Below are 13,765 nucleotides of genomic sequence, written 5' to 3' on the forward strand. Positions count from 1 at the left end.
CTGCAGGCTAAATGGCTTGTGATGCTTCTGAACTATGACTGGTCAGACTGAGGTTTAGGGCTAGCAAACCATCCTAACGTCATCCAGATCACACCAATTGACAAGAGCACATACAGAGGCGGTTGCCACGATTGTTGCCAATCATACAGAGCGCCAATCAGTACTGGGCCTAATGCTGCTAAGGTGTACCCAAACAGTTGTGACATTCCTGACAAGCTTGCCGCCTGTTTTGTGGTGTCTGTTCTCATGCCGATAAAAGACAGTCCTAAAATAAAGCCCATACTGATACCAAAACCATAGCTTAACGACCAAAAGCCAGACCAAGTCGGCACATAGAGCCAGCCTAAAATGCTAAGAACGGTGAGGCTAGTCGCAAACAAGCATAAACGTCGGTGGCTACCTAAGTGTTGAATGAAAGGCGCCAAGATGAGCGAAGGTAATGCGCCTGCCAGTTGCAAATAGCCTTGATACAAACCTGCCGTGGTATCTGTGTAGCCGTGACTCACTAAAATGGCCGGAATCCACGCGACAACGATGTAATTAAACAAAGAATTAAACGCCAAAAAGCCAGCCACTTGCCATGAGGATAAACGACGCCAAAGTGTTCCATTGGTTTCACCGCGGGTATTCTTAGGTTGATGATGCTGGGTAATACGGCAACAAAACCACACCACAATCGCAGGTACAATAATCACCGCCTGACAAGCCAAGGCAAATGACCAACCGCTGATGGGAAGTTGCGCTTGATTGGCGAAGTCGCTTAATGGCACAGCAAAACTCGACATCACAAAGCCGCCAACGCCCATCATCAAAACGTAAATGGCGGTGAGCTGTACGACAAACTGAGGAAACTCGCGTTTTAATAAGCTTGGTAGCAATACATTGCCAATGGCAATGCCTGCACCGATCAAAAGTGCGCCCAAGTAAAGGCTACCTATCGAGCCGGTGGTGCGAATCAACATACCGATGGCGATCAGCGCCACACCACTGGCGAGAATCTTTTCAATGCGAAAAAAACGCGTTAGCCAGGAAGCCACAGGGGCAAATAGCGCAAAGGCCAGTAAAGGAATACTGACCAGTAAGCCGGATTGTGAACTATTTAATTGTAATTCCTGACTGATACGATCCAGTAGCGGTGGTAACCCCGTGACTGGGCCACGCAAACACAGGGCAATGAGAAAAATAAAGAGTAGCAAGAACCAAGCATCATGCTTCATTAATTGTTTTATTGTATTCATGGATGTCCTTAATATTGCTTATTACTAGCGCAAGGTCGCCATTATACGCTCAAGCTGCGAACTTAAGTAAGGCCACGCCAAGAATGATCAGCAGTACGCCCATGTAGCGCATTAATGAGGTCGGGTCACCATAAAACCAGACGCCGACGAGGAACGTACCTGCAGCGCCGATGCCTGTCCAGACGGCATAAGCGGTTCCCATCGGAATGTCTTTTTGTGCCATCCATAGCAAGCTGCCACTGATCAACAAAAAGATCACAGCAATGCTGATGCCTAACAAACGTGACTCACTGGACTGGGCCATTTTTAGACCAATGGGCCAACCAATTTCGGTGAAACCTGCTAACAACAAATACAACCAACTCATGACAATTCTCTCCCAATGCAGAGACTATTTGCCGTGCATACTATCAACAACTAAGATGATTAAAAGTTAGTAACTATCGAAATAATTCATATGTTGAATCTAGAACAAATAAACATGCTGGTTTTGTCTGCTGAGCTCGGCTCCTTTTCTGCGTGTGCGAGGAAGTTGGGCAAGGTGCAGTCTGCGGTCAGTCATGGCATCAATAATTTAGAATTGGATTTGGGCGTCACCTTGTTTGATCGCTCGTCACGCAGTCCGAAACTCACGCCCGAAGGTGAGCGCTTAGTACGCAGTGCCAAGGCACTGCTAACGCAATCGTTAGAATTTGAAAAAATTGCAGAATCCATCATACGCAAGGAGGAAAGTGCACTTAGCATAGTATTGGATGACGCTTTGTTGGAAACGCCGGTTGCCACAGTGCTAGCGGATTTTGCCGAGCAATTTCCTCATCTACAACTAGATGTTTTGTCCATGGCGTCGGTGGAGGTGACGCAAGCGGTAGCCGCGGGCGCGTGTGATTTAGGCATCATGTTTTCCGAGGTGGACATTAATAAGCAAGTGGACTTCTGCTATGTTGGCGGTGTGGATTTTATTGCGGTTTGTCATCCTTCTTTTGCCTTGGCGACGAAAAAAGTGGTGTCGGAGTCCGATCTGGCGCCTTATCGACAAATTTCTGTGCGTGGCAAAAGCAAACAAGAATCGCAGATTCTCATCAGTATGACGCCCTCTGTGTGGTGGTGTTCCAGTTATTATTCCGTGTTGGCATTGGTGGAGCGCCAGATTGGTTGGGCTTATGTGCCTGTCTCATTGGCACAACCCAAAATCGCTCAAGGGCGTTTGGTGAAAATGGATGCGGCGTTTGATCACAAGCCTTGGTCAGTACCTGTGGATTTGGTGTTTAAAAAAGGCGGCGAGCGTGGACCGGCGTTGCAATGGTTGTTTGATGCGTTCAAAAATGCCTTTTCTGCAGGATAGAAAAATTTGGTATGAAAGGGGTTTATCTGTAGAATATCACATACAAACTTTTAGTAAGTATGAGAAAGAAGGTGAGTATGGGTGTTTCTATAGAGACGCAAGAAGGCAAGGTTGTTGAATTCACACGCGGGAATGTGCTGTCGACTAAATGCCCTTCACGAGAAATTTTAAAGCACGTTACCAGTCGTTGGGCTGTGCTGATTTTTATGGTGCTGCGAGACGGTGAACGCCATAGATTCAGTGATCTGCGTCGCACCATTGAAGGGGTAAGTGAGAAGATGCTCGCGCAGACTCTGCAAACCCTTGAGCAGGATAACTTTGTACAGCGTACTTCTTATCCTGTGGTGCCGCCGAAGGTGGAATACAACTTAACGCCAACCGGGCTGAAAGTGGCGGATCATGTTATCGAGCTAGTTTCTTGGCTGGAAGACAATATCTTTGATATCTTGCCAGCGGACAGCATCAAGGCATCACAGACTTCAAACTGACGTCTGTGATAGGGCTTTTTGCCCGAGTCGGTTCAGCCAATGGGCCAAGGTATAAATAATCAACAGGGCAATTAACAGCTCTACCGCTCGCAAGGCAATGGCGCTCAAGCCAAAATCATTACTATATCGTGCCACGTAGAGCTGATATGGAATTAAAAAGCCCATCAAGGCGTCCGCATGAATGGCACGATCTCCCACTTCAGCGTAATGACTCCAGTGTAAAATCAAATACACCAGCAGAAATGACACCACAAAATAGGTGAATAAATTCACTTCTGTCCCAGAGTAAATCAGTGAAGCAATCACCGCCAAACTACAGCCGCCAATCTGTGACAGTATCTTCTCGGTAGCGTGTTGTTTCATGTGAGCATGGGTTGGTTGCATCGCTGAGGTAATCAAAGGCACCAAACAAAACACAGCACTGGTGATTTCATTAATCATAATGAAAGCTAATCCACCACCTACCAGTACCAGCATTTTCAAACGATCATTGCCAGTAACGGGCTGTGGAACAATAACGGGCTTAGCTGGCTGTGCTTTCACTGGCATTAAATGATTCACTAAACTGGCTACCAAGGCCGCCAATAGGGCGCTCAATACCACGTCACGGATAATGTTTGGTATGGCTAAGGTGTAATCACTGCTGTTGTGATAAGTGGTAATGAAAATGATCATGAACAAAGGCAGGGTTGCCATGCGAATGCGCAGATTATTGTCGGCGTGACGACGAACGTGATCAAAATACAGAACACAACAAGTCCAAATAATAAAAGGATGTGCCGCAAAGGCCTGATTCACTAAAACCGCTCCGATTGCTGCCACCACCGACGGCGTTAAGCGCTGCAATAGGCTGGATAAGTGCTTAGAAAAGCTGGTGGTTGCGACCACGATGGCGAACAACACCACATAGACACTGACACTAAGGTGCAGCATTTTGCTCAACATTAAGCACAATACGATGATCAGGGTTTTGCGAATCAGTTCGTACATTAGTAGATGTACCTCATCCAACTCAGTATGGTCATCCAAATATCAGCCACATGACTGCCATCGCGGACCATCACACTGGCACGACTTCCCGCCACTAATAATGCAGGCGCTTGATCAGCTTGAATGCGTACCCGAATTTTTTGTTGAGGGCGAATCCAGCGAGTTTCTTCCTCAACTTGTGCCAAATTAGCCGTGCTTTCGGCACCAATGGAAATAGCCGGATCAACAGAACGGATATGACCTCGAAATACTTGATTGGGATACGCATCAAATACGATGTTCACTTCGCGATTGGTGGTCAGTGCCGGTAAGCCTTTTTCCGTAAAGTCGGCGGCGATCCATAAGCCTTGTGGGTTCACTATGTGTACTAAGGTGTCAGCTGGCGTGACATACATTCCAGCCTGATAGGTCAGGTTAGTCACAATACCGTCTTGCGTAGCCGTAATGGTGGTGTGTTCTAGATTACGTTGGGCAATCTTTAAATCGGTTTTAGCGGCTTGTAAATTGGCACTGGCACTTTGCTCATTCGTAAGGGCTTCATCACGCTGCTCCTTGCTGGTGGAGGCCGATTGGTACAAAGACTGAATACGTTGCAAGTAGCGATCCGCTTGTTGCCATTGGCTTTGTGCTTGTTGAAGATTTGCTTGCGCTTTGTCCACGGCCAATTGGTATTGGCTGTCGTCTAACTCAAATAAACGTTGACCGGCGACGACACGATCCCCTTCATTGACTAAAACTGTGGCAATGTGACCAGAGACTTCGGGAGACAAATCTAAGGCTGCCGTTTTAACGCGAGCCTGAGTGGTGAAAGGAACCTCGTTGTCACTGATCACCAAAAAGACACTAAACGCAATGGCCAAAATCAGCACAAAAGACGTTAGGTAAGCATAAATATCACGTTTCATAAGTGTGCCTGTTATTAATAAGAACACCCCACCAGAGGGCTATCAGGAGTGGGTTGATAACCGCAATGGCAGGGTGAAAACGTAAGAGGTTACGCCAGTTGCTTAATCAAAGCCTGCGCCACCGCTTCAGAGCTGGCAGGGTTTTGACCTGTGATTAAACGGCCGTCTTCCACCACATGTGATTGCCAATCAGCTCCTTTTTCATAAAGACCACCAAGGCGAATGAATTCGTCTTCGATCAAGAAAGGCACCACATCAGTCAGTTCCACACCGGCTTCTTCACCATTGGTAAAGCCAGTAACTTTACGACCTTTAATCAGTGGCTCGCCATTGGCGGCTTTCACTCGACGCAATACGCCAGGCGCATGACAAACGAAACTGATTGGCTTGCCAGCTTGCTCAAAGGCTTCGATCAATGAAATCGAGGTGGTTGACTCGGCCAAGTCCCATAGTGGGCCGTGACCGCCTGGGTAAAATACGGCGTCAAACTCATCCTGTGACACGTCATCCAATTTCACTGTATTGGCCAACACTTGTTGTGCTTGCTCGTCTTGCTTGAAACGCTCAGTGGCTGGTGTTTGGAAGTCAGGCAAATCACTTTTTGGATCAAGTGGTGGTTGACCACCTAGTGGAGAAGCGAGAACCAGTTCTGCTCCTGCGTCCAAAAAGGTGTAGTAAGGTGCAGCGAATTCTTCTAACCAAAAACCGGTTTTTTCGCCTGTGTCGCCTAATGTATCGTGTGATGTCAGTACCATTAAAATCTTCATATTATCCTCTCTGTCTAATTTGTATGCTGATGAATTAGCTATTAAAAAATGCTTCTACGGCCGCTTGTTTGTCGCCGTAAGGCGCTCTCAAACGTAGGTTTGATGCCCCTTCTTCGCTTTGAATAACCACGGCTTTAGCGTGTGAGAATTGGCGGAAGCCATGAATGCCGTGATACGCCCCCATACCAGATGGGCCAACACCACCAAATGGCAGTTCATCAATGGAAACGTGTGTCATCACATCGTTGACCACCAAAGCGCCGGAGGTAGTTTGTTGGGCAAACTCTTGTTGTGCTGCGGTGTCTTCATTGAAGTAATACGCCGCTAACGGTCGTGGGTGTTGATTGATGTAATCAATGGCATCGCTTTCTTCTTGGTAGAGACGAATAGGCAGCAATGGGCCGAAGATCTCTTCTTGCATGATGGCCATGTCGTCGTTTACTCCGATGACCAAATGCGGCGCAATTTTTCGGCTTTTGGCATCGTATGCAGGCTCGTCTTGTGGTGCCAGCTTAACGATTTCAGCGCCTTTTTGACGGGCGTCTTCTAACAAGTTCACCAAACGCTGATAGTGACGTTCATTGATAATGGCGGTGTAGTCAGCGTTGTCTTGAATGCTTGGAAAAGTACGCGCCATAAAGTCACGAGCTTGCTCTTTAAAGGCTTGTGTCTGCGCTTCGGGCAATAAGACATAGTCAGGTGACAAGCAAATCTGGCCCGCGTTGAAAGATTTGATGGTCAAGGTGCGCTCAACGGCTTTGCTTAAATCAGCGGCTTTGGCCACCATAACGGGGGATTTACCGCCCAATTCTAAGGTCACAGGAACCAAATTCTCGGCCGCAGCGCGCATCACGTGCTTACCGACCGCCGTACTGCCGGTGAAGACTAGGTGATCGAATGGCAAGCCACTAAAGGCTTGTCCTACGTCCGCATCTCCTAACACCACGGTGAGTTCTTCTGGGCCAAAATAACGAGCGACTAGCTCAGCCAACAATTCGGATGTTTTCGGTGTTAGCTCAGACGGTTTTAACAGGGCGGTGTTACCAGCAGCGAAAATGCCAGCCAAAGGACCGAAAGCCAAGTTAATAGGGAAGTTCCAAGGACTGATTACACCAATCACACCTAATGGTTGAAACTGTATTTCGGTGTGCATTTGTGGGTCGTGCGCGGTGGTTTCTTCCGCTTGCATCCATGAATCCAAATGGTCAATGGCGTGTTGCAGCATTTTGCTGGTAGTGACCATGTCGGCCACATTGGATTGATACAAGCTACGATGACCAAAGTCTTCACTCATGGCTTTGGCGAGTGCTTTATGATTTTCACGAATCAATTTTAAGCAGCGTTGTAGGCGATCTTTGCGTAATTGAGCTGACGCTGGACCGCTTTTTAATTGCTGACGTTTCATACTTTTTAGAATCGTCTCAAGTTCGCCTTGAATAGTGACATTTGACATACATCCCCCTGTACTTGGGTGGTTTGTTTTCGATGTGTGTATGGTAGAAGTGATTGAGGTGAGGGTGGTAACAATGCTATTTTGCATAGGGTATAAATAAATTTATGGGGTGTTTGTGTCTTTACCAAGAATGCGTACTTTTATGGAAGTCTATCGCCAGCGTTCTATCAGTGGTGCGGCACGCTCGCTCAATTTAACGCAACCTGCGGTATCCCAGCACATTGCTGGCTTGGAAGTGGCTATTGGTCGGCCGTTATTTGAACGCTCTCCCAGCGGGGTTGAACCGACCTCTTCGGCCGACGAATTAGCCATGGACATTGGCGACAAATTGGATGCAGCAGAAGCTGCGTTAGCCTCTGCCCGCGCTCGATCCATGGACATTTCTGGTGTACTTCAAATCGTTGGGCACGCTGACTTTATAGCGGAAATTCTCAGTGAACAGATGTTGCCCTTGTTGGAATCTGGGGTGAACATTCGTATGCACACGGGCAACGGCAGTATGGTGTCGAGCATGTTGCTAGAAGGCCATTGTGATTTGGGTATTTCCGCTCTTCCTGTGATAGATGACCGTTTAAAAAGCGAACGTATTTACACCAGTCGTGTATTGCCTGTGGCGGCACCCAGTGTGGTAGAGCGAATCTTATCCGCAGGAGATTTTGCCACCGCTGTTCGAGCGGAACCTTTATTGGCCTACAATTTGGAATTATCTTTGATTGAGCCTTGGTTGATCAAAAACCAAATCAGCGTGGCATCCCTTGTGCCTGCGGTGGTGAGCCAAGATTTACGTGCTCAACGCAAACTGCTGACAAAAGGTTTTGGTTGGTCAGTCATGCCGGAGTTCCTTTGCCAAGAGCAAATTGCCCGCGGTGAATTAATGGAAATTCCATCACCAGTGGGCACGCGTGAGATTCATTACTTTCTGATCTGGGCGCCAAGCGCATTGCGCCAAGTACGTGTGGCGCATGCAAGACAAACCTTACTGACGAAGTTGCGGGAATTAGAGCAACAAAAGCGTTAAATTCAAGTGAATGACGTGCTTGGAATGGCAGCTAGATCGATGTTTTTTCGGTGATGGCATCGCACCAAAATTCAGCGTAGGAGTCACAAAAGAGTTCGATTTTTATGGTGCAGAAATCGCGCTCGGTTTGTACTTCTTCACTAATCGTAATCTGCTGAAAATCCATCATTTCCATCACATTTTGCGGATCATCAATCCGCTCGAAGGCTAAGGTGATGCTTTGTCCTTCACGTTCAAAAGTCACTAACAAAGTGCTTTGCACTTGGTCTAAAGCGCGCTTTACCACTAATTGAGTGACTTTCCAGCTAGCATCAAATTCATACAGGGTGTTGTATTCAGACACGGATTTTCCTTGTAAATAAACAAATTCAACAACGGTGGTTGAAGAATAAAATACGCCTAATCAAAACAATGAGCTAGTGTATTTTACTGGTATTCCTAGTCCGCGACTCATTGAGTATTTGGCAGGTAGCGCCCTATGACTTCAATGGTTTGTTGTGGAGAAACCGCGATAAGAATCATCTCCCCAGAGCGAGGAAATATGCCAGTTAATGCCGTGATGTTGACTTGGTGCGTGACAAACAGAGCTTTTTCTTGTGGCGGCAGTGTGATCAACTTCTGACGTAGCGCTTGCGTTTGCGACTCCGCGGTACTGCGATCCGCGAAAAATGAATTCAACATGGGCTCGGGTTGCACATTCCCCATTGCCATTAACTGAGCGGTCTCTAAACATCGACACCACCGACTACTGAACACATAATCAAAACCCACACCCTGATCTCGTAGCGTTTGACCAATTTGTCTTGCTTGCTCTCGTCCAGTGTCATTTAAAAGGCGCTGAGTGGAACAGTCCTCGACACGAAAATGACTAGGATCACCCGTTCCTGGCGCAAGTGCATGACGCATCAACACATGCACACCTGGCTTTAATAGGGATTCGGTAATGGTTGGCTCGGCTTGTAACCCAGAGCAAAAAAACACCAACGCGACAAATATCCAATGGCGAATTTGAGTCGAGCTTTGCATCCTGACTTTCTCCTAGTAACCGACAGTATTGATTAAGTGTATACGAGAGAAAATGGCATGTTGGGTTAGAAAGAGATGGTTGGAAAGAAATGAAAATACAGACCCGTTTTTGTGATGGGAATGGCCGTCTTGAAAGGCTTTATCGAAAGGATTTCTGTCAACATAGCTTGGTTATTTTCTTAAAAATAAGCTCAACATGGATGCTTTGGTGTCCAAGAGTGATAAATCAAAGTGTCGAATATCATATATCAAGGTCTACAGATTATTACCTTTGAGGTAGCTTTGTGTAGACCTCTAACCTCTGGATTTTCCCGTTCAGTAAAATACACTGACGAGTACTCGATTTGCATTTCACACTTTTACGCGCAGAAAAGTGCGAGTTTTTACATTTTTATGCGCATAAAAGTGTAGCTTGGTTCTGGTTGAGTATAAAACGGCCGCTTAATATCCATCTTTCTTCTTTAAGTTGCCCTTGTTGGTTAAGTTTTAACCATGTGGGCATGGACAAATACTATATGAATATCACGCTCTTATTTTTGTTCAGCAATGTGAATGAGCAGATATGTAAAGTTAAAAAGATATAAAAAAGTGCGAAAGCTATATATTTGATGCGATATATGTATGATTTTTTATGAAATTTATACATTACCTTTTGGCCAAGTATAAAAAAGGAAGGGATTGAATCATGTCTACGCCCATTGCATCACTGCCACTGGATAATATAGAACAATGGGAGACGCGTGCGGTGCTTAAAAAAGCGGCCGAAGCGCATCGCTACTTGGCTGAACTGAAAGGTGTGGCTGCGAGTATTCCTAACGAAGCTATTTTAATAAATACATTGTCTTTGCAAGAGGCAAAAGACAGTTCTGAAGTTGAAAATATCGTCACCACGCACGACGAGCTGTATAAAGCCAACTTGTTCGAAGAAGCCATTGTTAACCCTGCTACTAAGGAAATGCAAGATTACGCTTTTGCTTTAAAACAAGGTTTTCAACGTGCTCGAAACAGTAAATTAATCCGCCTAAGTGATATCTTATCCATCCAGCAAAACTTTGAAGATAACAATGCTGGGTTACGTAAACTACCAGGCACCGACCTTAAAAATGCTCGAACTGGTGAAGTCGTGTACACGCCACCACAGCATGCGGATGAGATTGCTAACTTGATGGATAACTAAGTGCAGTTTATCAATGATGATGAGCTGAGTGATGCTGACCCATTGGTAAAAATGGCGATTATCCATCATCAATTTGAAAGTATTCACCCTTTCTATGATGGTAACGGTCGAACAGGCCGCATATTGAATATTCTGTATTTGGTAACACAAGATCTGCTCAACTTGCCCGTGTTATACCTAAGTCGTTTTATCATCCATAACAAGGCGGACTACCATGCTAACTTGCAGGCGGTAAGGGATACAGGAGAGTGGGAGTCTTGGTTACTGTTTATGTTAGATGGAATCATCGATACGGCACAAAACACAGTATCTCTTATTACAGAAATGAAAACCCTAATGCATAACGTCAAACGGGGGATTCGTGAGCAGCTACCAAAAATTTACAGCCAAGATCTGCTCAACAACTTGTTCTACCACCCCTACACAAAAATAGACTTCTTGGTTGAAGAGCTAGGTGTGACACGCATTACCGCAACGAAGTACTTAGAATTGTTGGTCGAACATGGATTCTTAGTAAAGCAAAAAGTAGGGCGAGCAAACTACTACATAAATGAGCCACTGTGTGCGTTGCTGATAGCGCATAGTTGAGTTTATAAAAAGGTTACTGAGTTAAGAGGCATCTTGAGTAACTTTGAGATCGTATAAAACTCAGAAACTTATGTTATGTATTGCGTGACGATAGAACAAACTACGGTAGCAGTCGAAGTCACTATCACATATAAAATATCCTTTATGATATATGCTAGTTAATCATTTTTGTTTTTTGTGATAATTTGATCTGTTTTGATGTATATTTTATTTTTAAGATATAGAAAGGCATATCGATATGAGCTATGTAACAGAGCAGATACTAGAAAGCCTTCGAGAAGCTCGGATACGTAAGGGGTTTAGCCAAAGAGAGCTGAGCACGCGTTCGGGTGTGCCGCAAAGCCATATTTCGAAAATCGAGTCTGGTGGCGTTGATTTAAGAATATCCAGTTTGATAGCCCTTGCCCGTGTGCTCGACTTAGAGCTATTTGTCGCACCTAAAAAGTCTGTACCTGCCATTAAGTCGATTATCCGCAGTAGCAAGGGTACTCAGAATAACAGCCTTAGCGATGAAGGTGAGCCAGTGTCGCCTGCCTACCAGTTAGAGGAAGACGACGATGACTAATCCTGTCTCTACGCTCAATGTTTTGCTTTACGGTGAACTCATTGCGACGATCACTAATGTGGGCAATGACAGAACGCTATTTGCCTTTACGGATACGTACATTGATGATGAATCGCGGCCTATGTTGGGGCTTGGCTTTAAAGATTCGCTAGGTGGCTTGCTGACTAACTTCAAACCGACCCAAACCAAGTTAACGCCGTTTTTCTCCAACCTTTTGCCAGAAGAAACCATGTGTCATTATTTGGCAGAACGTGCCGGTGTGAACCCTGCGCGGGAGTTTTTTCTATTGTGGGTATTAGGACAGGATTTAGCAGGTGCGATCACGGTTGAACCGGCTGATGGTGACGCGCTGCCGCCTAATGTGCATCAAGATATTGAAGATGAAACAAAAATTGAAGCGCCAATGCGCTTCTCATTGGCGGGAGTGCAGTTGAAGTTTTCAGCCGTGCAACAGGCTAACGGTGGTTTGACCATTCCTGTAACAGGCAAAGGTGGCTCTTGGATTGTGAAATTGCCATCGTCTCGATTTGACGCTGTGCCAGAAAATGAATATTCGATGATGGAACTGGCTCGAATGTTGGGAATGGATGTGCCAGAGACTCAGCTACTTTCCATTAATCAGATAGCAAACATTCCGAAGGGGATTGGTAAATTCGGCAGCTCTTTTGAAAATGCACAGGCCTTTGCGATAAAACGCTTTGACCGTGTTGATGGTCAAGCTGTGCATATTGAGGACTTTGCGCAAGTGTTTGGCGTCTATCCGCAAGATAAATACAAAAAAGCCAGTATGCGCAATATTGCTCAAGTGATTGGTATCGAAGGACAAGACAAAGACATTGCCGAATTTACTCGCAGATTGGTGTTCAATACTCTCATTGGGAATGCTGATATGCATTTGAAGAATTGGTCTGTGATTTACAAAGACAAGCGTACCGCATCGATTGCGCCTGCTTATGACTTTGTCTCGACTATTCCTTATATCCCCGATGATAGTGCGTCGTTAAAGGTGAGTCGGAGCAAGAAGTTCAGCGATTTCACGCTGGATGAATTATCACACTTAGCGGCTAAAGCCATGCTGCCAGAAAAATTGGTGTTGGACACCGCCAAGCAAACAGCGGAAGGCTTTCGTGAAGTATGGGCGAAAGAGAAAAATCATTTACCGCTGACCAAATCCATGATTGAAGCCATAGATACGCACTTAAGAAGCATTCCGCTAGGCTAACATGAGAACCGACGCGTACAGAAATGCTGAGGCGTCGGCCACATTAGGTTTAGGTGAAGAGTTCTGAGAGAGGTAACTCTCAATCTAGGAACCTATTCAATATTCTGGATCTGTTCTCTCATCTGTTCAATCAATACCTTCAATTCTACTGCGCTCTGCGTGGTTTCCACCACAATCGACTTAGACGATAGCGTGTTGGCTTCGCGGTTGAGTTCTTGCATTAAGAAGTCTAAGCGGCGGCCAATCGGGCCTTTTTGTTTAAGCTGACGGCGGACTTCTTTGGTGTGGGTCGCGAGGCGATCCAGTTCTTCGGCTACGTCGGCTTTTTGGGCCAATAGGACGATTTCCGCTTCCACGCGCATTGGGTCGAGTTCGACTTTGGCGGCTTCCAGTTTGTCGGTCAGGTTTTGTTTTTGCGCAGCAATGATACCAGGCAGTTTGTCTTGCACTTCGGCCACAATGGCGTCAATGCTATCAAGACGTTGTTCTATGATGGCGACCAGTTGTTCGCCTTCGCGCAAACGCATTTGGATGAGTTCGTCTACCGCCTTGGCGAAGAGTTCCGCTACGGCTTTTTTGATGGTCTCGGCGTCGTCGCTGGTGTCACTTAAAATGCCCGGCCATTGTAGAATTTGCAGTGGCGATGGGGTTTTGATGCCATCAAACCAAGTGCCAAGTTGTTGTACGGCGTTGGCCAAGGCTTGGGCGTTTTCTGGTTTGATGGTTAAGCTGGTGGCGGCTTTGTCGACCGCTTGGAAGCGCAGTTGGCATTCTAGCTTGCCGCGGTTTAGCTTTTTTCTTAACAGGTCGCGAAAGGAAAATTCCAATTCACGAAAGGCTTCCGGTAAGCGGAAGTTAGGTTCTAAATAGCGTTGGTTTACTGAGCGAACTTCCCAACTGATAGTGCCCCAGTCGTAGCTGGCTTCTTGGCGTGAGAAGGCGGTCATGCTTGCTGTCATTTTGAATACCTAAGTTAAGAAAAATGT

16 protein-coding genes are annotated in these 13,765 nt (G+C 46.0%); 7 read left to right on the forward strand and 9 right to left on the reverse strand.

The window, feature by feature from the left end:
- Positions 1–32: 32 nt before the first annotated feature.
- A complete protein-coding gene (locus DFP76_RS02990; protein ID WP_113873178.1) occupies positions 33–1,238 on the reverse strand; it encodes an MFS transporter in 1,206 nt (401 codons plus the stop codon).
- Positions 1,239–1,287: 49 nt separating this feature from the next.
- Positions 1,288–1,605, reverse strand: a complete 318-nt coding sequence (locus DFP76_RS02995) for a DMT family transporter (protein WP_113873179.1) — start codon at positions 1,603–1,605, stop codon at positions 1,288–1,290.
- A 90-nt stretch (positions 1,606–1,695) separates the two neighbouring features.
- Here DFP76_RS02995 and DFP76_RS03000 point away from each other — a divergent pair, with 90 nt between their 5' ends.
- On the forward strand, positions 1,696–2,580 hold the full coding sequence (locus tag DFP76_RS03000) for a LysR family transcriptional regulator (protein ID WP_113873180.1): 885 nt from the start codon (positions 1,696–1,698) through the stop codon (positions 2,578–2,580).
- 77 nt (positions 2,581–2,657) lie between these two features.
- Positions 2,658–3,068 carry a winged helix-turn-helix transcriptional regulator gene (locus DFP76_RS03005; RefSeq protein ID WP_113873181.1) on the forward strand — a complete coding sequence of 137 codons (411 nt, stop codon included), beginning with the start codon at positions 2,658–2,660 and terminating at the stop codon, positions 3,066–3,068.
- On the opposite strand, the gene DFP76_RS03010 is transcribed toward DFP76_RS03005, so the two are convergent.
- The 4 genes from DFP76_RS03010 to DFP76_RS03025 form a co-directional block, all read right to left on the reverse strand.
- A complete protein-coding gene (locus tag DFP76_RS03010; protein WP_113873182.1) occupies positions 3,060–4,058 on the reverse strand; it encodes a DUF2955 domain-containing protein in 999 nt (332 codons plus the stop codon). The two genes, DFP76_RS03005 and DFP76_RS03010, sit on opposite strands and share 9 nt — an antisense overlap.
- A complete protein-coding gene (locus DFP76_RS03015; RefSeq protein ID WP_113873183.1) occupies positions 4,058–4,963 on the reverse strand; it encodes an efflux RND transporter periplasmic adaptor subunit in 906 nt (301 codons plus the stop codon). Before DFP76_RS03015 ends, DFP76_RS03010 begins: the two co-directional genes overlap by 1 nt.
- Positions 4,964–5,052: 89 nt before the next feature.
- Entirely contained in the window at positions 5,053–5,730 is a 678-nt protein-coding gene (locus tag DFP76_RS03020; protein WP_113873184.1) for a type 1 glutamine amidotransferase domain-containing protein, read from the reverse strand.
- A gap of 34 nt (positions 5,731–5,764) precedes the next feature.
- Positions 5,765–7,270, reverse strand: a complete 1,506-nt coding sequence (locus DFP76_RS03025; protein WP_113873185.1) for a coniferyl aldehyde dehydrogenase — start codon at positions 7,268–7,270, stop codon at positions 5,765–5,767.
- 28 nt (positions 7,271–7,298) lie between these two features.
- Here DFP76_RS03025 and DFP76_RS03030 point away from each other — a divergent pair, with 28 nt between their 5' ends.
- A complete protein-coding gene (locus DFP76_RS03030) occupies positions 7,299–8,201 on the forward strand; it encodes a LysR family transcriptional regulator (protein WP_113873186.1) in 903 nt (300 codons plus the stop codon).
- 31 nt (positions 8,202–8,232) lie between these two features.
- On the opposite strand, the gene DFP76_RS03035 is transcribed toward DFP76_RS03030, so the two are convergent.
- Positions 8,233–8,544, reverse strand: a complete 312-nt coding sequence (locus DFP76_RS03035; protein WP_113873187.1) for a hypothetical protein — start codon at positions 8,542–8,544, stop codon at positions 8,233–8,235.
- Between the two features lie 107 nt (positions 8,545–8,651).
- Positions 8,652–9,227 (reverse strand): histidine phosphatase family protein, encoded by a 576-nt coding sequence (locus DFP76_RS03040; RefSeq protein WP_113873188.1) that lies wholly within the window; start codon positions 9,225–9,227, stop codon positions 8,652–8,654.
- Between the two features lie 685 nt (positions 9,228–9,912).
- Here DFP76_RS03040 and DFP76_RS18185 point away from each other — a divergent pair.
- The 4 genes from DFP76_RS18185 (at position 9,913) to DFP76_RS03055 (ending at position 12,779) form a co-directional block, all read left to right on the forward strand.
- Positions 9,913–10,404 carry a Fic/DOC family N-terminal domain-containing protein gene (locus DFP76_RS18185; protein WP_220150971.1) on the forward strand — a complete coding sequence of 164 codons (492 nt, stop codon included), beginning with the start codon at positions 9,913–9,915 and terminating at the stop codon, positions 10,402–10,404.
- On the forward strand, positions 10,405–10,992 hold the full coding sequence (locus DFP76_RS18190; RefSeq protein ID WP_220150972.1) for a Fic family protein: 588 nt from the start codon (positions 10,405–10,407) through the stop codon (positions 10,990–10,992). It abuts the gene before it with no gap.
- A 238-nt stretch (positions 10,993–11,230) separates the two neighbouring features.
- Positions 11,231–11,557, forward strand: a complete 327-nt coding sequence (locus DFP76_RS03050) for a helix-turn-helix domain-containing protein (protein WP_113873189.1) — start codon at positions 11,231–11,233, stop codon at positions 11,555–11,557.
- On the forward strand, positions 11,550–12,779 hold the full coding sequence (locus DFP76_RS03055) for a type II toxin-antitoxin system HipA family toxin (protein ID WP_113873190.1): 1,230 nt from the start codon (positions 11,550–11,552) through the stop codon (positions 12,777–12,779). Before DFP76_RS03050 ends, DFP76_RS03055 begins: the two co-directional genes overlap by 8 nt.
- A 92-nt stretch (positions 12,780–12,871) precedes the next feature.
- Here DFP76_RS03055 and DFP76_RS03060 read toward each other — a convergent pair whose 3' ends face one another.
- Positions 12,872–13,738, reverse strand: a complete 867-nt coding sequence (locus DFP76_RS03060) for a YicC/YloC family endoribonuclease (protein ID WP_113873191.1) — start codon at positions 13,736–13,738, stop codon at positions 12,872–12,874.
- Between the last annotated feature and the right edge of the window lie 27 nt (positions 13,739–13,765).

The organism is Marinomonas aquiplantarum (assembly GCF_003314975.1).
In the GTDB taxonomy this organism is placed as follows: Bacteria; Pseudomonadota; Gammaproteobacteria; order Pseudomonadales; family Marinomonadaceae; genus Marinomonas; species Marinomonas aquiplantarum.

Coding starts and splice junctions, on each gene's coding strand:
- DFP76_RS02990 (WP_113873178.1), bottom strand. CDS start 1,238: ATGAATACAATAAAACAATTAATGAAGCATGATGCTTGGTTCTTGCTA.
- DFP76_RS02995 (WP_113873179.1), bottom strand. CDS start 1,605: ATGAGTTGGTTGTATTTGTTGTTAGCAGGTTTCACCGAAATTGGTTGG.
- DFP76_RS03000 (WP_113873180.1), top strand. CDS start 1,696: ATGTTGAATCTAGAACAAATAAACATGCTGGTTTTGTCTGCTGAGCTC.
- DFP76_RS03005 (WP_113873181.1), top strand. CDS start 2,658: ATGGGTGTTTCTATAGAGACGCAAGAAGGCAAGGTTGTTGAATTCACA.
- DFP76_RS03010 (WP_113873182.1), bottom strand. CDS start 4,058: ATGTACGAACTGATTCGCAAAACCCTGATCATCGTATTGTGCTTAATG.
- DFP76_RS03015 (WP_113873183.1), bottom strand. CDS start 4,963: ATGAAACGTGATATTTATGCTTACCTAACGTCTTTTGTGCTGATTTTG.
- DFP76_RS03020 (WP_113873184.1), bottom strand. CDS start 5,730: ATGAAGATTTTAATGGTACTGACATCACACGATACATTAGGCGACACA.
- DFP76_RS03025 (WP_113873185.1), bottom strand. CDS start 7,270: ATGCAAAATAGCATTGTTACCACCCTCACCTCAATCACTTCTACCATA.
- DFP76_RS03040 (WP_113873188.1), bottom strand. CDS start 9,227: ATGCAAAGCTCGACTCAAATTCGCCATTGGATATTTGTCGCGTTGGTG.
- DFP76_RS18185 (WP_220150971.1), top strand. CDS start 9,913: ATGTCTACGCCCATTGCATCACTGCCACTGGATAATATAGAACAATGG.
- DFP76_RS03050 (WP_113873189.1), top strand. CDS start 11,231: ATGAGCTATGTAACAGAGCAGATACTAGAAAGCCTTCGAGAAGCTCGG.
- DFP76_RS03055 (WP_113873190.1), top strand. CDS start 11,550: ATGACTAATCCTGTCTCTACGCTCAATGTTTTGCTTTACGGTGAACTC.
- DFP76_RS03060 (WP_113873191.1), bottom strand. CDS start 13,738: ATGACAGCAAGCATGACCGCCTTCTCACGCCAAGAAGCCAGCTACGAC.